Source organism: Arthrobacter sp. D2-10 (assembly GCF_054161285.1).
The window spans coordinates 2,208,347-2,235,296 of record NZ_CP096431.1 but is presented as its reverse complement, the minus strand read 5'-3'; the positions used below and the strand labels follow the sequence as shown (position 1 = coordinate 2,235,296).

General features: G+C 63.7%; 26 protein-coding genes. 22 read left to right on the top strand and 4 right to left on the bottom strand.

Annotated features, from left to right (window positions below; all coding sequences use genetic code 11):
- The 9 genes from argS (at window position 1) to M1D74_RS10370 (ending at window position 12,009) form a co-directional block, all read left to right on the top strand.
- The gene (gene argS, locus M1D74_RS10410) at window positions 1-1,650 is read left to right on the top strand and encodes an arginine--tRNA ligase (protein ID WP_458115268.1); all 1,650 of its coding nucleotides are present in this window, start codon (window positions 1-3) and stop codon (window positions 1,648-1,650) included.
- A 1-nt stretch (window position 1,651) separates the two neighbouring features.
- A complete protein-coding gene (gene lysA, locus M1D74_RS10405) occupies window positions 1,652-3,112 on the top strand; it encodes a diaminopimelate decarboxylase (RefSeq protein ID WP_458115267.1) in 1,461 nt (486 codons plus the stop codon).
- 8 nt (window positions 3,113-3,120) lie between these two features.
- Window positions 3,121-4,455: a homoserine dehydrogenase gene (locus tag M1D74_RS10400; RefSeq protein WP_458115266.1), complete on the top strand. Its 1,335-nt coding sequence runs from the start codon at window positions 3,121-3,123 to the stop codon at window positions 4,453-4,455.
- Window positions 4,455-5,585 carry a threonine synthase gene (thrC, locus tag M1D74_RS10395; RefSeq protein ID WP_458115265.1) on the top strand — a complete coding sequence of 377 codons (1,131 nt, stop codon included), beginning with the start codon at window positions 4,455-4,457 and terminating at the stop codon, window positions 5,583-5,585. The genes M1D74_RS10400 and thrC overlap by 1 nt, the downstream gene beginning before the upstream one ends.
- Complete coding sequence (gene thrB, locus M1D74_RS10390; protein WP_458115264.1) at window positions 5,578-6,552, top strand: homoserine kinase; 975 nt, start codon at window positions 5,578-5,580, stop codon at window positions 6,550-6,552. Before thrC ends, thrB begins: the two co-directional genes overlap by 8 nt.
- A gap of 346 nt (window positions 6,553-6,898) precedes the next feature.
- Window positions 6,899-9,013 (top strand): transcription termination factor Rho, encoded by a 2,115-nt coding sequence (gene rho, locus M1D74_RS10385; RefSeq protein ID WP_458115263.1) that lies wholly within the window; start codon window positions 6,899-6,901, stop codon window positions 9,011-9,013.
- A gap of 215 nt (window positions 9,014-9,228) precedes the next feature.
- Window positions 9,229-10,305, top strand: a complete 1,077-nt coding sequence (prfA, locus tag M1D74_RS10380; protein WP_458117174.1) for a peptide chain release factor 1 — start codon at window positions 9,229-9,231, stop codon at window positions 10,303-10,305.
- Window positions 10,306-10,322: 17 nt separating this feature from the next.
- Complete coding sequence (prmC, locus tag M1D74_RS10375; RefSeq protein WP_309072272.1) at window positions 10,323-11,186, top strand: peptide chain release factor N(5)-glutamine methyltransferase; 864 nt, start codon at window positions 10,323-10,325, stop codon at window positions 11,184-11,186.
- 4 nt (window positions 11,187-11,190) lie between these two features.
- Window positions 11,191-12,009, top strand: coding sequence for an L-threonylcarbamoyladenylate synthase (locus M1D74_RS10370; protein ID WP_458115262.1), 819 nt, complete (start codon window positions 11,191-11,193; stop codon window positions 12,007-12,009).
- On the opposite strand, the gene M1D74_RS10365 is transcribed toward M1D74_RS10370, so the two are convergent.
- From M1D74_RS10365 to M1D74_RS10355, 3 genes are read right to left on the bottom strand one after another with little or no spacing between them, the layout of a single operon-like run.
- Window positions 11,951-12,904, bottom strand: coding sequence for an NAD-dependent epimerase/dehydratase family protein (locus tag M1D74_RS10365; protein ID WP_458115261.1), 954 nt, complete (start codon window positions 12,902-12,904; stop codon window positions 11,951-11,953). The genes M1D74_RS10370 and M1D74_RS10365 overlap by 59 nt on opposite strands.
- Complete coding sequence (locus M1D74_RS10360; protein ID WP_458115260.1) at window positions 12,901-13,860, bottom strand: glycosyltransferase; 960 nt, start codon at window positions 13,858-13,860, stop codon at window positions 12,901-12,903. Before M1D74_RS10360 ends, M1D74_RS10365 begins: the two co-directional genes overlap by 4 nt.
- 7 nt (window positions 13,861-13,867) lie before the next feature.
- Window positions 13,868-14,767: a glycosyltransferase gene (locus M1D74_RS10355; RefSeq protein ID WP_309072055.1), complete on the bottom strand. Its 900-nt coding sequence runs from the start codon at window positions 14,765-14,767 to the stop codon at window positions 13,868-13,870.
- A gap of 178 nt (window positions 14,768-14,945) precedes the next feature.
- Between M1D74_RS10355 and M1D74_RS10350 the strand changes: the two genes are divergently transcribed.
- The 13 genes from M1D74_RS10350 to M1D74_RS10290 all read left to right on the top strand — a co-directional run bounded on the left by M1D74_RS10350 (window position 14,946) and on the right by M1D74_RS10290 (window position 26,339).
- Window positions 14,946-16,808 carry a polysaccharide biosynthesis protein gene (locus M1D74_RS10350; protein ID WP_309072056.1) on the top strand — a complete coding sequence of 621 codons (1,863 nt, stop codon included), beginning with the start codon at window positions 14,946-14,948 and terminating at the stop codon, window positions 16,806-16,808.
- 2 nt (window positions 16,809-16,810) lie between these two features.
- Window positions 16,811-17,821, top strand: a complete 1,011-nt coding sequence (locus tag M1D74_RS10345; RefSeq protein ID WP_309072057.1) for an MraY family glycosyltransferase — start codon at window positions 16,811-16,813, stop codon at window positions 17,819-17,821.
- A gap of 100 nt (window positions 17,822-17,921) precedes the next feature.
- The gene (locus M1D74_RS10340) at window positions 17,922-18,416 is read left to right on the top strand and encodes a hypothetical protein (protein ID WP_309072058.1); all 495 of its coding nucleotides are present in this window, start codon (window positions 17,922-17,924) and stop codon (window positions 18,414-18,416) included.
- Window positions 18,403-18,744, top strand: a complete 342-nt coding sequence (locus tag M1D74_RS10335; protein WP_375164403.1) for a hypothetical protein — start codon at window positions 18,403-18,405, stop codon at window positions 18,742-18,744. Before M1D74_RS10340 ends, M1D74_RS10335 begins: the two co-directional genes overlap by 14 nt.
- A gap of 75 nt (window positions 18,745-18,819) precedes the next feature.
- Window positions 18,820-19,644, top strand: a complete 825-nt coding sequence (atpB, locus tag M1D74_RS10330) for a F0F1 ATP synthase subunit A (RefSeq protein ID WP_309072060.1) — start codon at window positions 18,820-18,822, stop codon at window positions 19,642-19,644.
- A gap of 76 nt (window positions 19,645-19,720) precedes the next feature.
- Complete coding sequence (atpE, locus tag M1D74_RS10325; RefSeq protein ID WP_009356484.1) at window positions 19,721-19,924, top strand: ATP synthase F0 subunit C; 204 nt, start codon at window positions 19,721-19,723, stop codon at window positions 19,922-19,924.
- Window positions 19,925-19,974: 50 nt separating this feature from the next.
- Window positions 19,975-20,526 (top strand): F0F1 ATP synthase subunit B, encoded by a 552-nt coding sequence (locus tag M1D74_RS10320; RefSeq protein WP_309072061.1) that lies wholly within the window; start codon window positions 19,975-19,977, stop codon window positions 20,524-20,526.
- A complete protein-coding gene (locus tag M1D74_RS10315) occupies window positions 20,526-21,341 on the top strand; it encodes a F0F1 ATP synthase subunit delta (RefSeq protein WP_309072062.1) in 816 nt (271 codons plus the stop codon). Before M1D74_RS10320 ends, M1D74_RS10315 begins: the two co-directional genes overlap by 1 nt.
- Window positions 21,342-21,447: 106 nt before the next feature.
- Window positions 21,448-23,082 (top strand): F0F1 ATP synthase subunit alpha, encoded by a 1,635-nt coding sequence (atpA, locus tag M1D74_RS10310; protein WP_309072063.1) that lies wholly within the window; start codon window positions 21,448-21,450, stop codon window positions 23,080-23,082.
- A gap of 84 nt (window positions 23,083-23,166) precedes the next feature.
- On the top strand, window positions 23,167-24,060 hold the full coding sequence (locus tag M1D74_RS10305; RefSeq protein WP_458115259.1) for a F0F1 ATP synthase subunit gamma: 894 nt from the start codon (window positions 23,167-23,169) through the stop codon (window positions 24,058-24,060).
- An 81-nt stretch (window positions 24,061-24,141) separates the two neighbouring features.
- A complete protein-coding gene (atpD, locus tag M1D74_RS10300) occupies window positions 24,142-25,605 on the top strand; it encodes a F0F1 ATP synthase subunit beta (protein WP_309072065.1) in 1,464 nt (487 codons plus the stop codon).
- A gap of 6 nt (window positions 25,606-25,611) precedes the next feature.
- The gene (locus tag M1D74_RS10295; protein ID WP_204531162.1) at window positions 25,612-25,896 is read left to right on the top strand and encodes a F0F1 ATP synthase subunit epsilon; all 285 of its coding nucleotides are present in this window, start codon (window positions 25,612-25,614) and stop codon (window positions 25,894-25,896) included.
- 11 nt (window positions 25,897-25,907) lie between these two features.
- On the top strand, window positions 25,908-26,339 hold the full coding sequence (locus tag M1D74_RS10290) for a DUF2550 domain-containing protein (protein ID WP_458115258.1): 432 nt from the start codon (window positions 25,908-25,910) through the stop codon (window positions 26,337-26,339).
- A 108-nt stretch (window positions 26,340-26,447) separates the two neighbouring features.
- Here M1D74_RS10290 and M1D74_RS10285 read toward each other — a convergent pair whose 3' ends face one another.
- Window positions 26,448-26,651 (bottom strand): cold-shock protein, encoded by a 204-nt coding sequence (locus M1D74_RS10285; protein WP_026545871.1) that lies wholly within the window; start codon window positions 26,649-26,651, stop codon window positions 26,448-26,450.
- Window positions 26,652-26,950: the final 299 nt, after the last annotated feature.

Below are 26,950 nucleotides of genomic sequence, written 5' to 3'. Positions count from 1 at the left end.
GTGACTCCCGAAGAACTCTCCTCCGCAATCTCCTCATGCCTGAAAGACGCCGTCGCAGCCGGTGAAATTGACGTGGAGCTGCCTTCCGAGGTACGAGTCGAACGGCCGAAGAGCCGCGAGCACGGAGACTGGGCAACCAACATTGCCCTTCAGCTGTCAAAGAAGGCCGGCATCAACCCCCGCGAGTTCGCGGGCATCCTTAAGTCCCGGCTTGAAGCGATCGACGGCGTTGCTTCCGTCGAGATCGCCGGTCCGGGCTTCCTCAACATCCGCCTCGACGCAGGTGCCGCCGGTGAACTGGCACGCTCGATCGTTGAGGCCGGACGCGCTTACGGCACGTCGGATGCCCTGAACGGCACGAAGATCAACCTGGAGTTCGTGTCCGCGAACCCTACGGGGCCGATCCACCTTGGCGGTACGCGCTGGGCTGCCGTGGGCGACGCGCTGGCGCGTATGTTCCAGTCCCAGGGCGCTTCCGTCACGCGGGAGTACTACTTCAATGACCATGGAGCGCAGATCGACCGCTTTGCGCGCTCGCTGTACGCCAGCGCCAAGGGCGAGCCCACACCGGAAGACGGTTACGGCGGCGATTACATCTCGGACATCAAGGACCGGGTCCTGGCGATCGTTCCGGCCATCCTGGACCAGCCGGACGAGGAAGCGCTCGAGCAGTTCCGCGCTGTCGGCGTCGACCTGATGTTCGGTGACATCAGGAAATCGCTGCATGACTTCGGCGTTGATTTCGACGTCTACTTCCATGAGCATTCGCTGTTCGCCGACAACTTCGTGGGCGGACTTCTCGAGCAGTTGAAGTCCTCGGGGAACCTCTTCTTCGAAGGCGGCGCCTGGTGGCTCAAGTCCACGGAGTTCGGTGACGACAAGGACCGCGTGGTCATCAAGTCGGACGGCCGCCCCGCTTACATCGCCGGCGACATCGGCTACTTCGTGAACAAGCGGCAGCGCGGTTTCGACCTGAACATCATCATGCTGGGGGCGGACCACCACGGCTACGTCGCCCGGCTGAAGGCAGCGGCAGCGGCGCTCGGTGACAACCCGGACACTGTCGAGGTGCTGATCGGCCAGATGGTGAACCTCATGAAGGACGGCCAGCCCGTCCGCATGTCCAAGCGAGCCGGAACCGTTGTCACCCTCGAAGACCTTGTGGACGCCGTCGGCGTGGATGCTGCCCGGTACACCCTCGCGCGGTTCTCGGCCGACTCGAACATTGACATCGACCTCGACCTGCTGACCAAGCGAAGCAATGAGAACCCGGTGTTCTATGTGCAGTACGCGCACGCCCGGACCCATGCCGTCCAGCGCAACGCCGCTTCCGCCGGCGTCGATACCCGCGCATTCGACGCTGCCGCCCTGACGCACGCCACCGAAGGTGAACTGCTGGCGGCGCTGGGTCAGTACCCCGGTGTGGTGGCCCAGGCCGTCACCTTCCGCGAGCCGCACCGGGTCGCCCGGCACCTTGAAGTCATTGCCGGCACCTACCACCGGTGGTACGACGCCTGCCGCATCGCTCCCATCGGCGATGCTCCGGTCGAGGATGTCCACCGGACCAGGCTGTGGCTCAACGACGCCACCCAGCAGGTTCTCGCCAACGGGCTGGATCTTCTGGGCGTATCTGCTCCGGAACGGATGTAACGTGCCTGCCTCACCTCTCGCCCCCGAATGGCTGTCCTACCCGAAGGACGTCAATTCTCTCAATCCCGCCCTGTGGGCATCCACTGTCACCAGGGGGCGCAACGGCGTCCTGTCGGTTGACGGTATTGCGGTCACTGACCTGGCCGAGCAGTTCGGCACGCCCGTCTACGTGGTGTCCGAGAAAGATTTTCGTGCCCGTGCCCGCGGCTTCCGGGATGCGTTCAATGCTGCCTTCCGGGATCTGTGCGGGGGAGTCGACGTTTACTACGCGGGCAAGTCCTTCCTATGCTCGGAGGTAGCCCACTGGGTTGCCGAAGAAGGCCTCCGTCTGGATACATCCTCCGGCGGCGAGCTCGCGGTCGCCATGAGGGCAGGTCTGCAGGGGCGCCAGCTCGCGCTGCACGGCAACAACAAGTCCGATGCCGAACTGAACCGCGCGCTGGACCTGCAGCTCGGACGCATCGTCGTGGACAGCCTTGATGAGCTGCAGCGGGTGGGTGCGCTGGCGCAGGCCCGCGGTGCGACCGCCAACGTGATGCTCCGTCTCACCCCCGGCGTGCACGCACACACCCACGAATTCATCGCCACCGCGCACGAGGACCAGAAGTTCGGGCTCTCCCTGGCTCCGTCGTCGCCGGGTGGGGACTCACCTGCCGCGCAGGCCGTCGCAGCTGCGCTTGGCCACCCCTGTATTCACCTGCTGGGAGTTCACAGCCACATCGGGTCGCAGATCTTCGAGTCCGCGGGGTTCGAGCTGGCGGCGCGCCGGCTGCTCGGGTTCCTCGCCGAGGTGCGCGACCGCCACGGCGTCGAGCTGGAAGAACTCGACCTGGGCGGCGGGTACGGCATCGCCTACACCGAAGCCGACACCCCGCGTTCCCCAGCCGTCATCGCGCAGGCGATGGCCGCCGTCGTCGGTGATGCCTGCGCCGGGCACGGGCTGCGCGCGCCGCGGATCTCGATCGAGCCCGGCCGCGCCATCGTCGGTCCCAGCACCCTCACGCTGTACACGGCAGGCACCACCAAGACCGTCCAGGTGGACCTCGACGGCGGCTCCCATCCGCGGCGCTATGTGTCGGTGGACGGCGGCATGAGCGACAACGCCCGCCCTGTGCTGTACGACGCCGACTACTCAGCGACGGTGGCATCCCGCACCTCCGTCGAGGAGCCGGTTCTGTCGCGCGTGGTCGGCAAGCACTGCGAGAGCGGCGACATCGTGGTGCGCAGCGCCTACCTGCCCGGGGACACCACATACGGTGACCTCATCGCGGTACCCGGGACGGGTGCTTACTGCTGGTCTCTGGCCAGCAACTACAACTACCTCACCCGCCCTCCCGTCGTCGCGGTGAAGGACGGAGAAGCCCGCGTGATCGTGCGCGGCGAAACCGAGGAAGACCTGCTCTCGCGCGATGTGCCGCGCGGGCAGAGCAACGACCGAGCAACTCTGAAAGCAGGAGCCTGATCGATTTGATGAACGCCACCAATCCCACCGGTGCCAACCGAACAGTGCGAGTTGCGCTGCTCGGTTGCGGAAACGTCGGATCGCAGGTTGCGCGGATCCTTCTCGAGGACGCCGATAATCTAGCCGCCCGCGTCGGTGCGCGTCTGGAGCTCACGGGCATTGCCGTGCGGACAATCGACGCACCCCGTGAAGCTGATTTGCCGCGTGAGCTGTTCACCACGGACGCCGAGGCTCTGGTCGAGGGTGCGGATATCGTCATCGAACTCATGGGCGGGATTGAGCCGGCACGCACGCTGATCCTGCGGGCGATCGACCACGGGGCCACTGTCGTCACCGGAAATAAGGCGCTGCTCGCTCAGGACGGCCCGACGCTGTATGAGCGGGCGGACGCTGCCCACGTGCAGCTGTCCTATGAGGCAGCAGTCGCCGGCGCGATCCCCATTCTCCGGCCGATCCGCGACAGCCTCTCCGGCGACCGCATCACCCGCGTGCTCGGCATCGTGAACGGCACCACCAACTACATCCTCGACCAGATGGACAGCACGGGCGCCCAGTTCGCGGACGGACTGGCCGATGCACAGCGTCTCGGGTACGCAGAAGCTGACCCGACGGCCGACATCGAGGGATACGACGCCGCGTCCAAGGCCGCGATTCTCGCTTCGCTCTCCTTCCACACGCGCTTCGCGCTAGAGAACGTCCACTGCCAGGGCATCAGCTCGGTCTCCGCAGAAGACATCGCCGCCGCCAAGGATGCAGGGTTTGTCATCAAGCTCCTCGCCATCGCGGAGCTGATCAAGGACGCCGCGGGCGACGACGGCGTCAGCGTTCGGGTCCACCCCACGTTGCTGCCGCGCGAGCACCCGCTCGCGGCCGTCCGCGGTGCTTTCAACGCCGTCTTCGTTGAGGCCGAGAATGCCGGGGAGCTGATGTTCTACGGTCAGGGCGCAGGAGGAACCCCCACCGCCTCTGCCGTCCTTGGTGACGTGATCAGCTCGGCCAGGCGCATGGTCCTCGGTGGTCCCGGACGCACCGAGACCACTACCGGCCATGTTCCCGCCCTGAGCATCGACATGGTCAACACGAGCTACTACATCGGGCTCGACGTCGCTGACCAGCCGGGCGTGCTCGCCAAGATCGCCCACCTGTTCGCCGAGCATGGCGTGTCGATCGAGACCATGCGGCAGACCATCCATCCAGCAGCCGACGGCGGTGCAGCCAGTGCGGAACTCCGGATCGTGACGCACCGCGCGCCGGAATCCGCTCTGGCGGCGACTGTGAAACACATCCAGGACCTTGACGTCATCAACGCGGTGACCTCCGTCCTCCGAGTAGAGGGAGTCTGATGGCTCACCAATGGCGCGGAGTAATCCGCGAATACGCTGACCGGTTGCCCGTCACGGAATCGACGCGGGTGATCACCCTCGGTGAGGGTGGAACGCCCCTGGTGCACGCACCGGCGCTGTCGGAGCTGACCGGGTGCAGTGTGTACCTGAAGGTTGAGGGGATGAACCCCACGGGATCCTTCAAGGACCGCGGTATGACGATGGCCATCACCGCCGCTGTGGAGGCCGGTGCCAAGGCAGTCGTGTGCGCGTCCACCGGCAACACCTCCGCGTCTGCCGCGGCTTACGCCACACAGGCTGGATTGACCTGCGCGGTGCTCGTCCCGGACGGCAAGATCGCCATGGGCAAGCTGAGCCAGGCCATCGCGCACGGAGCCGAGTTGCTTCAGGTCCACGGCAACTTCGATAACTGCCTGGAGGTCGCCCGGAAGCTCGCTGAGTCCTACCCGGTGTTCCTCGTCAACTCGGTGAACCCGGCCCGCATTGAGGGACAGAAGACCGCCGCGTTCGAGGTTGTCGACTTCCTCGGTGACGCTCCGGACTACCACCTGCTCCCGGTCGGCAACGCCGGCAACATCACGGCTTACTGGAAGGGCTATAAGGAGTATTCACAGCCTTACACCTCGCAGACGGCCGGAGAGCTTCCCGCCGTGTCCACCAAGACTCCGGTGATGTGGGGATTCCAGGCCGAGGGCGCGTCTCCGCTCGTGAAGGGCTATCCCGTAACCGAACCTGACACCATCGCCACGGCCATCCGCATCGGTAATCCGGCGTCCTGGGAGCAAGCCATTGCAGCGCGGGATGAGTCGGAAGGACTCATCGAGGCAGTGACGGACACGGAAATCCTTGACGCGCACCGCTGGCTGTCATCCCGTGAGGGTGTCTTCGTTGAGCCCGCCTCGGCTGCAGGAGTGGCCGGGCTGCTCAAGAAGCACGCCGCCGGCGAGGTGCCCCAGGGCAAGACCATCGTGATCACTGTGACGGGCCATGGCCTCAAGGACCCGCAGTGGGCGCTGAAGGCAGCGGACGGCTCCGATGTCGAGCCCACCAAGGTGGAGTTCGACGTCGTCAGTGTCGCCGGCGCGCTGGGTCTCGCCGATGCGCACGTGGGCCAGCCGGCAGATGCTTAGTGGAGCACAGGCGGTGACCTCGGCAGCTGTAGTCGCTTCCGGGCAGGAGGTGTCGGTCGAAGTGCCGGCGACCAGCGCCAACCTGGGTCCGGGTTTTGACAGCCTCGGCTTGGCGGTCACCCTGTACGACTCAATCCTCGTCCGGACCACTGATTCCGGCACGACGACGGTGACGGTCACGGGGGAGGGTGAGGAAACCCTTCCCAGAGATGAGACACACCTTGTCGCCGCCACCATACTGGGCACCCTCGAGCGTGCGGGTTTCTCCAGTCCGGGCCTCGAGATCGAAACCCGCAACGTCATCCCGCACGGCCGTGGTCTTGGATCCTCGGCTGCTGCGATTGTCTCCTCGGTTCTGGCGGCCAACGCACTGCTGCCGGAGTCCGCCCAGATGGACGGTCCAGCGGTGCTGCAGCTGTGTTCCACGCTTGAGGGGCACCCTGACAACGTTGCGCCGGCACTGCTGGGATCGCTGGCGGTGTCCTGGGAAACCGGCCGGGCCTACAAGAGCACCATCATTCCGGTACACCCTGATCTTGTGCCCGTCGTGGCCATTCCTGCCAGCGAATTGTCCACGGAGGCGGCCCGCGCATTGCTCCCCGCCTCTGTTCCGCACAACAGCGCTTCCTCGAATGCAGGGCGGGCGGCACTCCTGGTGCACGCGATGACAACAGCGCCGGAGTTCCTTCTCGAAGGGACCCGGGACCTGCTGCATCAGGACTACCGCGCCCAGGCCATGCTGCAGAGTGCAACGTTGATGCGGGCGCTGCGTGCGGAAGGGTTCGCTGCCGTCATCTCGGGCGCCGGTCCCACCGTCATGACCCTCGCTGTCGGCGAGGGACAGGCATCGGCGGTCATTGAGGCCGTCGAGCGCATTGTCGCCGGCGAAGAGGACAGCGTTGAATGGCGTGTTCTTCGGCTGAACGTTGACACAGAAGGTGCTAAAGTGAAGGTGCACCAACGGTAATAGCCAGCTTGTATCGCTGACGCTAATCACGCATTGATATCACGAAGGCAATTCCGTACTCAGATGTGCTTCTGTTGATCTGGCCGTCACACTCTGTGACCGTCGTGAAACTGCCTGTGTGTCAGCAGTGGCTCAATCTCAGGTGTACCTCCCAGAACCTGATGCGGCAGCTCGTCACGTGGTGACTGCTCCGCACTGGGGTTAGAGGTTTCAGCTCGGCCCCACCGGAGAGCATCCGGTCAGCACCGAAAACCTTAGCTACCAACTCTTCTGACTTGGCGGCGGGCAAACCAAACCGCGATCCACATCAGAGATGGATCGCCCGACGAGGGGGAAGGAATCCTTCGTGACTCAAACCACTGACCTGCCGACAGGCGTGGATACTCAAGCCGCCGAGACGAACGGCGCACCAGCTTCCAAGAGTTCCGGGCTTGCCGGACTGAAGCTCGCTCAACTGCAGGCCCTTGCCGGCCAGCTAGGCATTTCCGTGGGCTCCCGCATGCGCAAGGGCGACCTGGTGGCTGCAATCTCCGACCACCAGCGCGGTTCGGCAGTAGCGGACCGACCCAAGGCAACAACAGCAGCAGCTCCCGTCCAGGAAGACGCGGCGCCTGCCACCCGCAACGGCGCCGTCCAGAACGGTGCCGCTGCGCCCGAGCAGGAACAGGCATCGGAGCCTGCCGAGAGGCCTTCGCGCACCCGCAACCGCAACCGGCGCGCCGGCAGCGACGGGGTCGTCAAGACCGAGCAGACCACGCAGGACGCCGTGTCCGCCGAGCCGGCAACGGCTGCGCCTGCTGATGCCGCGCCCGTTGATGCTGAAGCCGGCCAGGCGCAGGAGAATGCAGCAACTGACGGCGAAACCGTTGAACGCGGACGCCGCAGCCGCGACGGCCGCCGTGGTGGACGACGCGCAGAGGCAGAGACCCAGGCTGCTCCAGCCCCCGAGGCTGAAAGCACCGAACAGGGCGGCGACAGCGCGGAAGCCGCGGACGGACAGGGCGAAGGCCAGGGAGACCGCCGCAACGACCGCCGCGACCGCAATGAGCGACGCAATGAGCGCCGTTCCAACGAGGACGGCCGCGACAACCGCAACGAGCGCCGCTCTAGCGAGGACGGCCGCGACAACCGCAACGAGCGCCGCTCGAACGACGAGAGCCGCGACGAGGGCAACAGCCGCAACCGCCGCAACCGCAACCGGAACAACCGCGAAGAAGATCGCAACACCCGGTTCCGGGACCGCAACGAGCGTCGGAGGGGCCGCAGTCAGAACCCCGATGTCGACGACGTCGAGGTTACCGACGACGACGTTCTGCTGCCCGTTGCAGGCATCCTTGACGTCCTCGAGAACTACGCGTTCGTTCGGACGTCCGGGTACCTCCCGGGCGCTAACGACGTCTACGTCTCCCTGGCTCAGGTCAAGAAGTACGGACTTCGCAAGGGCGACGCCGTCGTCGGTGCCATCCGTGCGCCGCGCGAAGGTGAGAACCAGAACAGCACGCGACAGAAGTTCAACGCGCTGGTGCGCCTGACCTCAGTCAACGGGAAGAACCCCGAAGAGCTGAAAGACCGCGTCGACTTCGCGAAGCTCGTACCGCTGTACCCCTCCGAGCGCCTGCGCCTCGAGACGGAGCCCAAGAAAATCGGCCCGCGTGTCATCGACCTCGTGGCGCCGATCGGCAAGGGCCAGCGCGGACTCATCGTCTCGCCGCCGAAAGCCGGCAAGACCCTGATCCTGCAGGCAATCGCCAACGCGATCACGGTGAACAACCCCGAAGTACACCTCATGATGGTCCTCGTCGACGAACGTCCCGAGGAAGTCACCGACATGCAGCGCACCGTCAAGGGTGAGGTCATCGCCTCCACCTTCGACCGCCCCGCCGATGACCACACCACCGTGGCCGAACTCTCAATCGAGCGTGCCAAGCGCCTGGTCGAGATGGGCATGGACGTCGTCGTCCTTCTGGACTCCATGACCCGCCTCGGACGTGCCTACAACCTGGCCGCTCCGGCGTCGGGCCGTATCCTGTCCGGCGGCGTCGACTCCGCTGCCCTGTACCCACCGAAGCGCTTCTTCGGTGCAGCCCGCAACATCGAGAACGGCGGTTCGCTGACCATTCTCGCCACCGCGCTGGTTGAGACGGGTTCGAAGATGGACGAAGTGATCTTCGAAGAGTTCAAGGGAACCGGCAACATGGAACTGCGCCTGTCCCGCAATCTCGCGGACAAGCGCATCTTCCCGGCTGTCGATGTCAACGCATCCGGTACCCGCCGCGAAGAGAACCTCCTCTCTCCGGACGAGGTCAAGATCATGTGGAAGTTGCGCCGCGTCCTCTCCGGGCTGGAGCAGCAGCAGGCACTTGAGCTGCTCACCAACAAGATCCGGGAGACGCAGTCGAACGTCGAGTTCCTCATGCAGGTCCAGAAGACCACACTGGGATCGAAGAGCGACAACGATTAGCTAAGTAGCCGTTCGAGACATGCCGGCCCCGCCCCTGCGCGCGGAGGCTTCGTCCTGTCGGACTCGCGCTCCGCGCTCCGACAGGCCCGAAGCCACTCCCTGGCCGGCATGTCTCGAGCGGCTTCCCGCGTTAAGCCACCGTCGCTCCGAAACGGGACGACGAAACCGTCCTAATCTAGACTGGCTCGAAGGAGCCGAAAGAGGTTGTGTCTGCCATGTTTGAGTCCATTCAGGGCCTGCTCGACGAGCATGCTGACCTGCAGGTCCGGCTGTCCGATCCGGCCGTACATGCCGATCAGTCACTGGCACGGAAGCTTGGCCGACGCTACGCGGAACTGAGTGGGATCGTCGAAGCCCATACCCGGTGGAACGCACTGCAGGACGACCTCGAAGCCGCACGCGAAATGGCCGACGACCCGGAATTCGCTGCGGAAATCCCTGAACTGGAAGAGCAGCTGGCCACCGCCCAGGAGCGCCTCCGCCGGTTGCTGATCCCACGGGACCCCAATGACGCCCGCAACGTCATCATCGAGGTCAAGGGCGGTGAAGGCGGCGACGAAGCTGCACTGTTTGCCGGCGACCTGCTCCGTATGTACACCCGGTACGCCGAGTCGCGCGGCTGGAAGACAGAGATCATCTCCGCAACCGAGTCCGATCTCGGCGGCTACAAGGATGTCCAGATGGCCATCAAGGGTTCATCCAACGATCCCGCTGAGGGCGTGTACGCGCGCCTGAAGTTCGAGGGCGGCGTGCACCGGGTGCAGCGCGTGCCGGTTACGGAGTCGCAGGGCCGTATCCACACCTCTGCTGCCGGTGTGCTGGTGCTTCCCGAGGTTGATGAGCCGGAAGAGGTCGAAATCAGCCAGAACGACCTCAAGATCGACGTCTACCGGTCCTCGGGTCCCGGCGGCCAGTCCGTGAACACCACCGACTCCGCCGTGCGCATCACCCACCTTCCCACGGGCATCGTCGTCGCCATGCAGAACGAGAAGTCCCAGCTCCAGAACCGTGAAGCGGCGATGCGCGTGCTGCGTTCGCGCATCCTGGCTGCCAAGCAGGAAGAGATCGACGCCGCGAACTCCGACATCCGCAAGTCCCAGGTGCGCACCATGGACCGCTCGGAGCGTATCCGTACGTACAACTTCCCGGAAAACCGCATCGCCGACCACCGCACCGGTTACAAGGCGTACAACCTTGACGCCGTCATGAACGGTGAACTCGAACCGGTGATCCAGTCCGCCATCGAGCTTGACGAGCAGACCCGCCTGGCCGCCATCGGCGACGACGCATAGTTTCAACGCCAAACATCATGGAGTCGCTCGCCGATGCCCTGCGAAACGCTGCTTCGACACTGGCGGACGCAGGTGTGCCCAGTCCCCGGACAGACGCGGAGCTGCTCGCTGCCCATCTGCTGGGGGAGAGCGTAGGCCGGGTCCGGGCGCTCGCGCTGATCGGAGCCGACGCGCCGGCACGGTACGACGAACTGGTCGCTGAGCGATCAAGGCGCGTACCGCTGCAGCACATCACCGGTGTTGCCCACTTCCGGGCTCTCGACCTCGCGGTAGGACCGGGCGTCTTCATCCCTCGTCCGGAAACTGAATCGGTGGCTCAGCTCGCCATCGATGCAGCCCGGGTGGTACCCGGCGCGCGGGTTGCGGACCTCGGTACCGGCTCCGGCGCGATTGCCGGTTCGATCGCGCAGGAGGTGCCCGACGCAACGGTGTTCGCCGTCGAACTGAGCGATCTGGCGTATGCCTGGGCAGAACGCAATCTCGCTGCGCTGCCGGTCACGCTGGTGAAAGGGGATTACGCAAAGGCGCTGGGTGAGCACGACGGGACGTTCGACGTCGTGGTATCCAACCCTCCGTACATTCCCACCGAGGCTGTTCCGCGTGATCCGGAGGTGGCCGAGCATGATCCCGAGATCGCGCTGTACGGTGGGAGTGCCGACGGACTGCGGCTGCCCCTCGCCGCAGCCGACGCAGCGGCACGTCTATTGAAGCCGCGCGGCTACTTCGTCATGGAACACGCCGAGGTGCAAGCCGCGGCACTGTCCCGGATCCTGGGCGCAAACCCTTCCTGGACGTCGGTGCGTACGCATCAGGACCTCACCGGACGGGACCGGGCCACCTCCGCAGTTCGCACCGATGTGCCATGGGCAGGCAGTAAATGAAAGGATGGCAGCCGTGAGTGCCACTTTTGAGTGTTCAGACCCCACCGAGCGCAGCGAGGGAATTGCGCGTGCGCAGCGCGCGCTTGCGGCAAAGCAGTGCGTGGTGATTCCCACCGACACGGTGTACGGGATTGCCGCGGACGCGTTCTCCCCACAGGCAGTCGCTGCCCTGCTTGAAGCCAAGGGAAGGGGCCGCAGCATGCCGCCGCCGGTCCTTATTCCGCGCAGGCAGACAATGGACGGGCTGGCCATTGACATCAGCCTCGAGGCGCGCACGCTCGCGGAGGAGTTCTGGCCCGGAGGACTGACGCTCATCTGCCACGCCCAGCCGTCTTTGACCTGGGATCTCGGTGACACCTATGGAACCGTCGCCCTGCGCATGCCCAATGACCGCGTTGCGCTGGATCTGCTCATCCTGACGGGCCCGCTCGCGGTCTCCTCAGCGAATCGCACCGGGCGCCCCGCTGCATCCACTGCCGCCGAAGCCTATGAGCAACTCGGCGACGCCGTGGAGGTGTACCTCGAGGACGGTCCCCGCTCCGCCGATGCCGGCGCATCGACCATTGTGGACACCACCGGTGATCTGCCCGTGATAGTCCGCGAGGGGGCCATTTCCTTCGAGGAGATGCGCGCGGTAGTTCCGGGAATTGTCCTTGGAACCAGCGACGACGACGCATCCACCGACGACGGCGCGCCTGCTGAGCCGGGCGCATCCACCGACGACGACGCATCCACCGACGACGACGACCCCGCCGCGGACCGGATCACGGAGCCCGGCGAGGACCGCGTCGACGCGCCCCGGCCTGCTCAAGGATTGAACTGACCCTGGCAGGAAGCGTGATGCGCTGCTCAGCGGTCCATCCGGCAATCTGATCCTGGCCGAACCACATCAGTTCGACCCGACGGATCGATCCGTGCAGGCGTTCCCGCAGCAGCGCTGAGACACCGTACCCGGCGCGCAGGATCAGGCGGCAGAGCGGTGCCGGCAGCACCAGGGGAGTGCCCCCGGTGGCTTCCAGCACGCTTCGTACCGTCATCCCTTCCCAGGGCTGCAGCACGATGGCAGGCATTGGACCGTCATGAAGCCCCACCTGCCGCACCAGTTCCGCCAGCGCATCAACCGAGGTGAGGGGGCTCGGCGCTGTGCCGGGAGAGGCGACCGACGCGAGAGGCGACGCTGCCAGCCGAGCCAGGGCCGCCGTCGTCGGGCGCGCGGCGCCCTGGACGGAGGTGGCGCGAACTGAAACAACCTCCAGAGCACCGGAGCTGAGCAGGGCGAGCGATTCCTCTCCGAGCGCCTTGCTGCGGGAGTAGGGGGAGAACGGTTCTGTTTCCGGTGACTCGTCCAGTACCGGTCGGTGGCCCTGTACGGCGGCGCTGCTCAGGTGCACAAGCCGTCTCACCCCGGCGGCAGCGCAGGCGCGCGCGACCAGAACGGGCAGAAGCGCATTGGCCCCGGTCAGCTCCGGTGACGCCGGGCTCTTGGGGGATGCGGCTCCGGCAGCGTTCACGACCACGGTGGATCCGGCCAGTTCCCGCGCGAGTGCTTCCACGGCGTCGGAGTGGCGGTCCGCTTCAGCGGCAATCTCTCCCGGCGTGCGCGCCGACGACGCGACGCGCGGGGCGGCGACAGGGCGCGCCGTCTCGCCGGCCGCACGAAGCGACGTCAGGACGGCGCCGCCGATGAACCCGCTGCCACCCACAACAGACCACGTCATGCGGTGCGCTCCGTTCCACGGTCAAGCGCCGGCATAGGTTGCCAATCGGGGTCATGCAGGAGGAACCGGGACTCCCGCCATCCGTTCCAGAGCGACCCCACCCCCGACAGGGTGCGCTCGACAGCTACGAGCCGCAGCAGTTCCTTCGCCGCAGTCAGCGCGGTGCCGATGCCGAATCCGAACCTGTTATAACGCCCGTGCACCATCAGGTACCTCGCCAGGTGGCCGCGGTTGCGCATGCCGCAGTACCGGCCAAGGTTGCTCGAGTCGTTCAGGTGCCGCACGCCCAGGTCGATCTGCTTCTGCGGACGGGCCTTCCGCAGGACGAACTCGTCGAGGTAGACAACCGGCTCGCGCTGGGAAATCAACCAGCCGTACGTGGTGTCATCCCCGTTGATGAAGAAGCGCGGGTCGGGCAGCCCCACCGCGCGGACGACGTCGGAATGCAGCAATACGCCCTCGAAGCAGGCGACATTGGTTCGAAAGACCGGCGAGTTCACGAAGACGTCACCGGGTACCGGAAAATGGACGCCGAGGAACGCGTTGAACCTGTGCTGCCAGAAGAACGGTTCATCGTTATGGTCGAGGCGCCTGCCGTGCAGGCACCTGTACTTGTGCTGCCAGGGAGCGAACGCCGCGAGCGCGTCCGGGAGGACCTCGACGTCGTCGTCCATCAGCCAGACCCATTCGGCTCCATCGGCCAGTGCACGCTCCACCCCGGCGGAAAATCCACCGGAACCGCCGGCGTTGACCGGCAGCCGGTGCACAGTCAGCGGCACCGGCAACGCCACGCGGGCCGCTTCGAGCACCTCGGTCGTGGAGTCCGTGCTTGCATTGTCGACCACCACGACGGCGGCAGGCGCCGGATCCAGTTTCCCGAGTGAATCGAGCAGGCGCGCCAGGTAATCTGCACGGTTGAACGTGGCGACAACCACGGTAACCGGCGGGTACGTCACCTCCAACTCAGAACCCAAAGTCCGACGGCGGCCCGAAGCTGCGTCCCCGTACTCCCGCTGAGTAGGCGCGTGCCCAGCCCGCAAGTCCGCGAACATCGCCGCGACGCAGGTAGTAGAGCGGGTACCCCACCACGTCCGCGATGAATGAGCGTCCGCGCAGGTACCGGCGGGTCAAATGACCGCGGTTGCGGAAGAAGTAGAAGCGCTTGAACGGCGTCTCCGGCACCAGCACATGAAGTCGGTCACCGATCACGTGCTGGACTTCGGCCCATCCCGGAGGATGGCTCAGGGCAACGGTTGTGACGGTGCCGAAAGGGATACCCGCACGGCGAAGCCGAAGCATGAAGTCGGTTTCATCGCCCCGGATGAAGAGCCGCAGGTCCGGCAATCCCACTCGGAAGAAGACACTGGTGCGAATAAGGGCGCCATTGAAAAATTGCGCAATATCCGGAATGAAGCCAAGTTTCCCAACCTGTTCCCGGTCGTGAGTCGTACGACCCTGAATCCGGAAGGGGAAGGAGAGCCTGGTCGAATCAGTAGGCGCAACAATCAGCGGGACAACGACGTCGAGATTGCGGGAGCGCGCAGCCTCCATCAGGCTACTGAGGACAGCAGTGTCCTCAGGGTGGGCGTCGTCGTCCATGATCCAGATCCACTCAGCTCCGCTGGCCATGGCCGAGAGGATTGCGAGGGAGAATCCTCCCGCCCCACCGAGGTTCGTGCGGGACCGGATGTAGTTCACCGGAGCGTTCGAGCGCTCTGCCAGGGCAGCTACGTCCGAGGTGCCCGAGTCGACGAGGGCCACCGATTCGATCGGGTGATCCTGCCTCGCGAGAGCCTCCAGGAGTGTCTGTACGTCATCCGGCCTGTCGAAAGTCACTGCCGCTACAGCCACGGTTTCCTGCAAAACAGTCCTTTCGGCCAGCCTCGTCGGACGCGGTCACTCACCGTGCGGTGGTTCCGGAGGGCGCGCATCAGTCGGGCTAGTATTCTCGGGTACGGAAAGTCTATTACACGGCCCGGCTGGCGATTTCGCGCCGGACGGTGGTGGCGGAACGCAAGCTGCCTGCCCACTCAAAGGAACCATGACACAGACGGACAACCAGCATTCGGCGCACCGCGCGAATCGCGACGACTCCGCCGGCAGGACCGACAAGCCGGCTCTGTGGCTGTGGTCGCAGTACGCGTTCGACTCGCTCGCCTGGATCGTGGCGGTCTTCCTTGCGCTGATTCTCCGCCTCGAACTCCTGGTCACCCAGATCAACGTTCCCGGAGCCGTCGCCATCTGTGCCGTGGCTGTCCTCTCACAGCTCATCATCGGCATCAGCTTTGCGCTGTACCGGGGGCGCTACGCGTTCGGCAGCTTCCACGAGGCGCGGCTGCTGGTCATCGTCACGGTGATCGTGTCGGTCATTCTGCTGCTCGTCAGCGTTGCTTTCATCAGTGTCATCCAGATACCGCGCAGTGTGGCGGTCATCGCCTTCCCGTTCGCCTGCATCTTCATGGCGTCGACGCGCTACCTCAAGCGGATGTACGTCGAGAGCAAGGCCAAGCCGGGTGATGACGCGCAGCGCACCTTGATCTATGGCGCGGGGTTCCTCGGCAAGTCGCTGGTCACCCGCATGATGCAGGACCGCGAATCCCCATACTTTCCGGTCGGCCTGATCGACGATGACCCTGCAAAGAAGCACTTGCGGCTGGCGACGGTACCCGTGCTGGGGCGGCTCGAGGACCTGCCCGACATCGCCAAACGCACACGCGCAACCGCCCTGGTCATTGCGTTCTCCGACGTCGAAGCCTCCCAGGTACGGCGGGTTTCGGACCTTGTGGACGGGCTGAACATGCGGGTGCTGGTTCTGCCTCCGTTGAGCGAGATGCTTGCCGGAGGGGGCGGCAAGGACCTGGCCGACTTCAGGGAGGTGGCAGTCGAGGACCTCATCGGCAGGCGACCAGTGGACATCCACCCTGATGAAGTCGCGGGGTACATAGCGGGCCGACGCGTGCTGGTGACCGGTGCCGGCGGTTCGATCGGTTCCGAGCTGTGCCGTCAGATCGCCGAGTTCAGTCCGGCGGAGCTGATCATGCTCGACCGGGACGAGACAGGACTCCAGACGACGCAGATCTCACTGACCGGCAGGGGACTGCTGACGGGACGGGACACCGTTCTCGCTGACATTCGGGAAGCGGACACACTCCGCGCAATCTTCCTGGACCGCAAGCCGGAAGTCGTCTTTCATGCAGCTGCGCTCAAGCACGTCTCCCTTCTCGAGCAGTATCCCGAGGAAGCGTGGAAGACCAATGTGCTCGGAACACTCAATGTCCTTCGCGCAGCCGAAGCGGCCGGAGTCAGCAACTTCGTGAACATCTCGACTGACAAGGCAGCCAACCCCACCAGCGTTCTCGGACATTCCAAGCGCGTGGCAGAGAAACTCACCGCCTGGACTGCCGGCGCGTCCGGCAAGCAGTACGTATCCGTCAGGTTCGGAAACGTCATTGGAAGCCGCGGGTCCATGCTGCCGCTCTTCACCGAGCAGATCCGGGTGGGCGGTCCCATCACCGTCACCGACCCGGAAGTCACCCGGTTCTTCATGACCATCCCCGAAGCGTGTCAGCTGGTCATTCAGGCTGGGGCCATCGGCAGGGGAGGGGAGGTGCTCATCCTGGACATGGGCGAACCGGTCAAGATCCTGGACGTGGCGCGACGCATGATCGCGATGTCCGGGAAGGATATCGACATCGTTTTCACCGGATTACGCAAGGGTGAAAAGCTGCATGAGGACCTGGTAGGCATCGACGAGGACGACTCCCGGCCACTCCATCCGAAGATTTCGCACACACGGGTGGCAGCGCTCGATCCGGCAATGCTGGACCTGCGGGACTGGAAAGCCAAGGGCGGCATCGAAGTATATTCGGAGCGTATCGACCCTCCGGCTGAAAAAGGGGCCTGACCATGCTGCTGTGGGTAGTCGTGGGTGCGGCCCTGCTGCTCAGTCTTCTCCTGCCGTTCGTGCTGAAGCCCATCCTCCAGAAGCTCGGAGTGCTCGACGTACCCAACGAGCGTTCTTCCCATACCTCCGTGGTGATCCGCGGGGTGGGGATTACCGTTGCGATCGGTATTTTCGTCGGGTTGTCATTGTCAATACTGACCGGTCTGGTTCCTGTCGACCGATCCATAGTTCTTATCATCCTCGCCATCGTGTCGGCTGCGGCGCTGCTCGGGTGGATTGAGGATTACAGGGGGCTGTCCATCCGCTCGCGTGCCCTGGTCCAGCTGGCGATCGGCGCTATCGGCACAGCCGCTCTCGCCTGGACCACTGAACAGTCGTTCTGGTGGATTCCGGTCGGTGCCCTTGCCGTTGCGGCCTACGTGAATGCTGCCAACTTCATGGACGGCATCAACGGGATCTCCGGGTTCCACGGCGTTCTGGTCGGAGTCTTCTACTCCGTTGCCGGCGCCATGGTGGGTCAGTTCTGGCTCACAGTCGCGGGCCTGGTGGTCGCCGCGGCTTTTGCCGGATTTCTTCCCTGGAATCTCGGGCGGGGTTTCGTCTTTCTGGGCGATGTCGGCAGCTACCTCCTGGGGGCATCCATCGCGGGAATGGCCGTGGCGGGATTGCTGGCAGGGGTCTACCTCGAGTATCTCTTCTCGCCCGTGCTGATCTATCTGGCTGACACCTTCATCACTTTCCTTCGGCGCGTCCGGGCGGGTGAACGCTGGTACGCATCGCATCGTGAGCACGTCTACCAGCGGCTCACGGACGTGGGACTCAGCCACGTGCAGGCAGCGCTCGTGGTCACCGTCAGCTCAGCGCTGGTCGGTGTTGCGGGCTTTGTGTTGGCCACCGCTCCGCCGCCGCTGGCAATCGCCTGTTCACTGTTTGCGGCGTCGGTTGTAGCGCTTTACATCTATTCCCCGAGAATTCTCGGCGGGCGGAGGACCGCTCAGGTTGTAGTTAGGTGAGGCAACTACCGCGGGAGGGTGATTTCTATCTGTTGTAGAATTTCATGGAACAGTCCGGCCAGTCTCGCCGGCTTTGCCACCCCTTGATGGACGGAACCCGATGAGTACACCAGACGCCTCGCGCGCCCGTGTGTCCGGCGTCCCCGCCTCAGGGCCCACGGATTCCTTGTGGCTGCGAATACTGCTGCGCTGCCTGGTTGTGACAGGTTCCACGCTCCTGGTCGCGGTCCTCGTGGCCGTACTGCTGCAGGGCATGAATGCTGCAGCAAGCGCTGCCTTTGGTTATGCAGTCGTCGCGCTTTTCTTCGGAGTAAGCCTGCTCATCGGCCACTTCGTGGGCAGGTCGAATCCCAGCGGAGCCCTCGGCATCTTCATCGTCACCTACGCCATCAAGGTGGTCGGTTTTGCCGGCGTCCTTTTCGTCATCGGCACGCCGGCGTGGCTTGAACGGGCCTGGTTCTTTGGATCCGCTGTCGGTGCTGTTGTCCTGTGGCAGGTCGTTGAGGTCGTGGTCTTCAGCCGTTCGCGTCACCAGCTTTACAACGAAGTTGATGGCCAGCCCTCCCGAGCGCAGGCGGTCGATGGGCGTGCCTAAGGACAATTCCAGCACTGGTGGGAACCAGGGAAATGACTTTGGGAACCCCGACGCACGCGGGCGATTCGGCGAGGGCGGATACAACGACGGCCTGGCCGTTTTCAGCTACATCATTGGCGGGATCCTCGTCTGGAGTTTGATAGGGTTGGGTCTGGACAATCTCCTGGGAACGCGTTGGTTCGCGCTCGCCGGGGGCCTCTTGGGTGCTGTGGGTGGTTTCTACCTCTCCTACAAGCACAACCTCACCCGATCCACATCTTCCGGTCCTGGTTCAGTGCCAGAACGCAAGCAGGGTTCGGAGGAAGGTCCCCAGAGTGACGTCAAATAACTTCATGCGTCGGAGCAGTAATGCTGTGCCCGATCTAACCACGCCCAACGATGGACACTGCAGAGAGGAAACGCGTTGATCGCGCTTGCGCTCCCCGCTCAAACCACCACTGAAGAGGGCTTCGTCCCACCCACGATCGAAGAAGCGCATCCGCCGAACATCCTTCCGTGGAACACCGAGTACGGCGTATGGTTCGCCCCGGGATTCGGCAAGCAGATGCTGCTCGTCATCCTGTCGGTCGTCCTCATCGGTGCCTTCTTCTACGTTGCATCCCGTCGCGGCCAGCTGGTGCCCGGAAAGCTGCAGTTTGTTGGTGAAGCCGCCTACGGCTTCGTTCGCAACTCCATCGGCAAGGACATCATCGGCGGTCGCGACTTCCTGAAGTACGTCCCGTGGCTGTTCACCGCCTTCTTCTTCATCCTGGTGAACAACATTTTCGGCGCAGTTCCCCTGCTGCAGATCCCGAGTTTCTCCCACCCGGGCAGCGCCTACGCGATCGCCGCGATCTTCTATATTCTCTGGATCGCGGTCGGCGTAAAGAAGCACGGCCTGCGCTACTTCAAACTTGCGGTCGTCCCGTCGGGCGTCCCGTGGTACATCATGCCGCTCGTGGTGCCGATCGAAATCATCTCCAACTTCCTGGTTCGACCGGTCACACACTCCCTCCGTTTGTTCGCAACCATGCTGGCCGGCCACCTCATCGTCATGCTGGCGGGCAGCGCGATCGAATTCATGGCGCTCTCCGGCAACGTACTGCTGCAGGGGACCGGGCTCCTGGTTCTGGGCGGAGCGATCGCCATGTACATGCTCGAAGCTTTGATCATGGTCCTGCAGGCCTATGTGTTCACCCTGCTTGCCGCGATCTACATTGAGGGCGCGCTCCACGCGGACGCCCACTAACACGTAACAAAGTCTTCCCCGCTGGGGATGATCCCAACCAACCTGCCGCATAGCGCGGCATCTTGAAAGGAAAAAAATGGAAGGCAATCTGAACCTCGTAGGTTACGGTCTCTCCGCAATCGGCGGTGGTATCGGTGTGGGCCTCGTGTTCGCCGCGTACATCAACGGTGTTGCTCGTCAGCCCGAAGCACAGCGCGTGCTGCAGCCAATCGCATTCCTTGGTCTCGCACTGACCGAAGCCCTCGCCATTCTCGGTCTGGTCTTCGCCTTCGTACTCTAGAAGAGTCGCTGGTCAACCAAACGGACTAGTTGTAGAAAGACGGGTGAAACATGGATAACGCAGTCATACTTGCAGCCGAAAGCCCCCTCGCACCCAACCTGTGGGAGTTGCTGGTCACGGTCGCGGGCTTCGCTGTACTGATGTACATCGTTATCAAGTTCGTCATGCCGGCGTTTGAAAAGACGTTTGCAGAGCGGACTGAGGCCATTGAAGGCGGCATCGCGAAGGCGGAGGCCGCACAGGCCGAGGCCAACGCAGCGCGCGAGGAGTACAAGCAGCAGCTCCTGGACGCTCGCACTGAGGCTAATCGCATTCGCGAGGAAGCACGTGCAGAAGGCGCCCAGATCCTGGCTGAGCTCAAGGAGAAGGCTGTCGTGGAAGCGACCCGCATCTCCGCGCAGGCTGAGGCTCAGATCGAGGCGGACCGCCAGGCAGCAGTCGTTTCGCTGCGTGCAGAGGTCGGAACCCTCGCGACCGAGTTGGCCAGCCGAATCGTTGGCGAGTCCCTGGCCGACGACGCACGTTCAGCTCGCGTCGTCGATCGTTTCCTTGCTGACCTGGAGGCGCAGTCCGCTACCCAGAGCGCAGGTGCAGCCAAATAATGGCAGGCGTATCAAGCCAGTCCCTCACGGCGGCACAGCTGGAGCTCGAACCCCGCCTTCGGTCAGCGTCGCTGGTCCTGGCGGAGGAGCTCTTCGGAGTGCTCGATACTCTCGACAGCAATGCAGGACTCCGCCGTGCCCTGACGGATCCCAACCGTGAAGGCGAGGACAAGGTTTCCCTTGCAACACGGTTGTTCGCGGGTCGGGTTTCCCCCGAGGCTGGGGAAATCCTCCGGGATCTTGTAGCCCGCCGCTGGGCCAAGCCCCGTGACCTCGGGGATGCGTTGGAAGCACTTGCTGCGACCGTCGCCATCGCGGTGGCGGAAAACAGGGGACAGGGAATTCTGGGCCTCGAGGGTCTGGAGAACGATCTTTTCTCCTTCCTGAGTGTCGTTGAGTCGAACCACGATCTCCAGCGCGCGCTGTCGGAGCCCCAGGCTGCCGGATCTTCCAAGGTGGCACTTGCCCTGAAGCTCGTTCCCGCGGCCGGAGATGAAGCGCGGCTGCTGATTCGCCAGGCGGTTCTTTCGCCCCGCGGGCTGCGTCCTTCTGCATTGGTGGAACGCTTCATTGAGCTCGTGGCCCTGCGCCAGGAGCGGTGGATTGCTCACGTCAGCGTCACCCGTCCGCTGTCTGATGAGCAGTACGCACGTCTTCAGGCCGGGTTGAACTCACTGTACGGGCGGGACCTCAAGATCAATGTGACCGTGGATCCGCTCCTCGTGGGTGGCGTTCGCGTCAAGGTGGGCGACGAAGTGGTGGACGCCACGGCGGTAACCCGCCTGTCCGAACTCCGCCGGAAAATGGCTGTTTAGCCTCGGGCTACGGCAACGCTGAAGCTCGCGGGCTTCGACACAGACGAATACAACACCGGTCGCCGCCACCCGCGGTGATCACAACACAGGAGAGCAGGGACTGCAGATGGCCGAATTGACCATCAACGCCGACGACGTCCGTAATGCGTTGAACGAGTTCGCGGCGTCCTACGAACCCGGAAACGCGGAGCGGGTCGAAGTCGGCCGCGTAACAACCGCAAGCGACGGCATCGCCAGGGTAGAGGGCCTTCCCTCCGTCATGGCGAACGAGCTGCTGCGCTTCGAAGACGGCACTCTGGGCCTCGCCCAGAACCTCGACACCCGTGAAATCGGCGTCGTCGTCCTCGGTGACTACACCGGCATCGAAGAAGGTCAGGAAGTACACCGCACCGGAGAGATTCTCTCCGTGCCCGTCGGTGACGCATTCCTCGGCCGCGTAGTCGACCCGCTGGGACAGCCCATCGACGATCTCGGTGAAATCAAGGCGGAGGCGCGTCGCGCGCTCGAGCTTCAGGCGCCTGGTGTCACCCAGCGTAAGTCGGTACACGAGCCGATGCAGACCGGGCTCAAGGCTATCGACGCAATGATTCCGATCGGTCGCGGTCAGCGCCAGCTCATCATCGGTGACCGCCAGACCGGCAAGACCGCGATCGCCGTGGACACGATCATCAACCAGAAGGCCAACTGGGAGTCCGGAGACGTCCAGAAGCAGGTTCGCTGCATCTACGTCGCCATCGGGCAGAAGGCCTCGACGATCGCTGCTGTTCGCCAGACCCTCGAAGACAAGGGTGCCCTGGAGTACACCACCATCGTGGCTTCTCCGGCGTCTGACCCCGCAGGCTTCAAGTACCTTGCACCCTACGCAGGCTCGGCCATCGGCCAGCACTGGATGTACGGCGGCAAGCACGTTCTGATCATCTTTGATGACCTGTCGAAGCAGGCGGAAGCCTACCGCGCTGTGTCTCTCCTGCTGCGTCGTCCGCCGGGACGCGAAGCCTACCCGGGCGACGTCTTCTACCTGCACTCCCGTCTGCTGGAGCGTTGTGCCAAGCTCTCTGACGAGCTCGGCGCAGGTTCGATGACCGGTCTTCCGCTCATCGAGACCAAGGCGAATGACGTATCGGCCTACATCCCGACCAACGTCATCTCCATTACGGACGGTCAGATCTTCCTCCAGTCGGATCTGTTCAACGCCAATCAGCGTCCTGCCGTAGACGTGGGTGTGTCAGTGTCCCGCGTAGGCGGTGCCGCTCAGGTGAAGGCGATGAAGAAGGTTTCGGGTACTTTGAAGCTCGATCTCGCCCAGTACCGTGACATGCAGGCCTTTGCGATGTTCGCCTCGGACCTGGATGCCGCTTCTCGTCAGCAGCTGACGCGTGGTGCCCGCCTGATGGAGCTCCTGAAGCAGGGCCAGTACGCACCGTTCCCGGTGGAGGAGCAGGTTGTTTCAATCTGGGCCGGCACCAACGGTTACCTTGACGATGTTCCGGTTGAGGACATCCGCAAGTTCGAGTCCCGCTTCCTGGAGCACCTGCGCCACAAGTCCTCCGTGCTGACGACAATCGGGCAGACCAACCTGCTCGAGGACTCCACTGTCCAGGAGCTGAAGACCCACATCACGGACTTCAAGCAGGGCTTCTTCAATGAGGGCCATGACGGTCTTGTTGCGGGGCACGAGGAATACAGCCCGCTCGACGAGGGCGCTGTGGACCAGGAAAAGATCGTCAAGCAGAAGCGCTAACGGCACGGGCGTCCGCGCATAGCGCGCGGACGCCCGGCGCCTGAGCCGTAGTGCCTTCACGGGACTACGAAGGAAAGGACAAGTATGGGAGCCCAGATCCGGGTCTACCGCCAGAAGATCGTGTCGACGACGTCGATGCGGAAGATCTTCAAGGCGATGGAACTGATCGCCACCTCTCGCATTGGCAAGGCGCGCGCACGCGTATCCTCGTCACTGCCCTATGCCAACGCAATCACCCGCGCAGTTTCCGCTGTGGCGTCGCAGTCCGAGATCGATCACCCGCTGACCACCGAGCCGGAGCAGATTCGGCGTGCGGCAGTGCTCATCCTCACCTCGGACAGAGGCCTGGCGGGCTCCTATTCCGCCACCGTGCTGAAGCAGGCAGAATCCCTCATCGAGCTGTTGCGCGAGGAGGGCAAGGAAGTCAAGACCTACCTGATTGGACGCAAGGCCCAGGCGTATTTCGACTTCCGCAGCCGGCCGTACGAGCAGGTGTGGACCGGAGGCACGGATGCACCGGAGTTCGAGACTGCACGCGAGGTGGGTCAGGTGCTCCTGGAACAGTTCGGGACGGATTTCGAAGACGGTGGCGTCGACGAGATCCATGTCGTCTACACCCGCTTCCGTTCGATGGTCACCCAGGAACCGACAGTCATCCGACTGTTGCCACTGGAGGTCGTGGAAGAGGAAGCCGCCAGCGAATCGGAAATCCTCCCGCTGTACGAGTACGAGCCGGAACCCGAGCGGGTGCTGGATGCTTTGCTTCCGCGATACATCGAGTCCCGGATCTTCGCAGCGCTGCTCCAGGCGGCTGCGAGCGAGCTGGCGGCCCGTCAGCGCGCTATGAAGTCGGCGGGCGACAACGCCACTGAACTGATCAAAAAGTACACGCGCCTTCGCAACACCGCCCGCCAGGCGGAGATCACGCAGGAGCTCTCGGAGATCGTGGCGGGCGCGGACGCACTGAGCGCGTCCTGACCCCCAGCCTCCGCGGATCCCTCCGGGTCCCACCCCGCACTACTATTAGCACCACGCCATCTACCGAATGAAGTGAGAGAGATGACTGCCCAGACTGTTGAGAACAGTACGGACTCAGTTGCCCCCGGCGCGACCGGCCGCATTGCCCGTGTCATCGGCCCGGTTGTCGACGTCGAGTTCCCGGCTGACGCCATTCCCGCCATCTACAACGCGCTGACCACCGAGGTGACCCTCAACGGCCAGACACACACGATCACCTTCGAGACCTCGCAGCACCTCGGCGACAACCTGGTTCGCGCGATCTCCCTGCAGGCAACTGACGGCCTTGTTCGCGGCACCGTCGTGCAGGACACCGGGGCAGCCATCTCGGTTCCCGTCGGTGACGGGGTCAAGGGTCACATCTTCAACGTCCTGGGCAAGCCCCTCGACGTCGAAGAGTCCCAGCTCCAGATCACCGAGCGCTGGCCGATTCACCGTAAGGCTCCGTCCTTCGCGTCCCTCGAAGGCTCCACCGAGATGCTCGAGACGGGCATCAAGAGCATCGACCTTCTGACCCCCTACATCAAAGGTGGAAAGATCGGACTGTTCGGTGGCGCCGGCGTCGGCAAGACCGTCCTCATTCAGGAAATGATCACGCGTGTTGCACGTAACTTCGGTGGTACCTCGGTATTCGCCGGTGTCGGTGAGCGCACCCGTGAAGGTAACGACCTCTGGGTTGAAATGGAAGAGGCAGGCGTCCTAAAGGACACGGCCCTTGTGTTCGGCCAGATGGATGAGCCGCCGGGCACGCGTCTGCGCGTAGCACTGTCGGCGCTGACCATGGCGGAGTACTTCCGTGATGTTCAGAAGCAGGACGTGCTGCTCTTCATTGACAACATCTTCCGCTTCACCCAGGCCGGTTCCGAGGTTTCGACCCTGCTGGGCCGCATGCCTTCCGCCGTTGGCTACCAGCCCAACCTGGCAGACGAGATGGGCCTCCTGCAGGAGCGCATCACGTCCACCAAGGGTCACTCGATCACCTCGATGCAGGCCATCTATGTCCCTGCAGACGATTACACCGACCCTGCTCCGGCCACCACCTTCGCGCACCTGGATGCAACCACCGAGCTTTCGCGTGAAATCGCGTCGCGCGGCCTGTACCCCGCTATCGATCCGCTGACCTCGACTTCGCGAATCCTTGATCCGCAGTACATCGGTCACGATCACTACAACACTGCAGTCCGCGTCAAGCAGATCCTGCAGAAGAACAAGGAACTCCAGGACATCATTGCGATCCTGGGCGTGGACGAACTGTCTGAAGAAGACAAGATCGTCGTCTCCCGTGCTCGCCGTATCCAGCAGTTCCTGTCCCAGAACACCTACACCGCAAAGCAGTTCACGGGTGTTGAGGGCTCCACCGTGAGCATCAAGGACACCATCGAGGGCTTCAATGCGATTTGCAACGGTGACCTCGACCACATCGCGGAGCAGGCATTCTTCAACATCGGCGGCCTGGACGACGTCGAGCGCCAGTGGGCACGGATCCAAGAGCAGAGCGGAAAGTAAGCCCCCATGGCTGAACTTGAAGTTGAAATCGTCGCGGCGGATCACTTCGTGTGGTCCGGCGCTGCGACCATGGTCAAGGCCCGTACAGCTGACGGTGAGATCGGGATCCTTCCCGGCCACTCTCCGGTACTGGCTATCCTCGCCGAGGGCGAACTCGCCATCCAGCCGGTGTCAGGCGAACGCCTGACCGTAGGCGTGGATGGGGGCTTCTTCTCCGTGGACAGCAACCGTGTGGTGATTGTTGCCGACAACGCCAGGATCGGCGGTTCAGTGACCGCAGACGCAAAGTAGCGTAGAGCCTGATGGACGGTATCGATCTGACGTTCATCACGCTCGCAGTGCTCTTTGCCCTGCTGGTGCTCGTGATCGGCGCTTTCTGTCTTCGGCGCTATCAGTTACGCACGGCTCTCGGGACGTTCGACGCCTCCATCCGTCTCCCTAACAAGGGATGGCGGGTGGGGGTTTGTCGGTATACGGACAAGCACCTGGAGTGGCTGCGGTTGGTCTCGCTGAGCCCACGGCCCAGGCACCGCTACCTGCGAAGCTCGCTTGAGTTGAAGGGACGGCGTGAGCCTACGGAGGCCGAGAAGGCGTCCATTCCAGCGGACGCTGTGGTCGTAACCCTCAGTTACGAGGGGACCGAAGTGCTCCTCGCAATGAAGTTCGACGTCTATGCGGGTCTATCATCCTGGCTTGAAGCCGGCCCGGTCATCGGAATCGGTACCTGGCGTTAACGGCCCGGCGGCCGCAACGACTCCCGCGCTGGTAAAGCCTATGGAAACCCGTTAAATAGTCAGGGCCCCCGCACAAGTGGGGGCCCTGACTATTTGCGCTGGAACGAGTTACAGGGCGGTGACGCCGGTAGCCTGGGGACCCTTGGCGCCCTGGCCGATCTCGAACTGTACACGCTGGTTTTCATCAAGAGTCCGGAATCCGCCGGTCTGGATTTCGGAGTAGTGAACAAAAACATCGCCTTCGGAGTCGTCCGGCGTGATGAAGCCGAAGCCCTTCTCAGCGTTGAACCACTTGACGGTTCCCTGTGCCATTTATATTTCTCCTCATAATGGAACAAATTTCCAGCCGGCACACTGTGCGCCGACCGCGAGTTACTTCGCGGAAATTCCATCGAGGACAAGAATTACCTTGTGCCGTACGAGAAACTTCACGCTCGCAACCTGTCTTGCGAGCATGAAAACCACGTACACAAAGACTGAAATAAGCATCACATAGCCGTATGCACTGGTCAACGGACAATCCGACGATTAAACCGATTGTTAAGCCGAAATTCGAATATCTGGCTGAACAGCCACATGCTAACCGGTTCAAACCTGACTATTGACAGTCA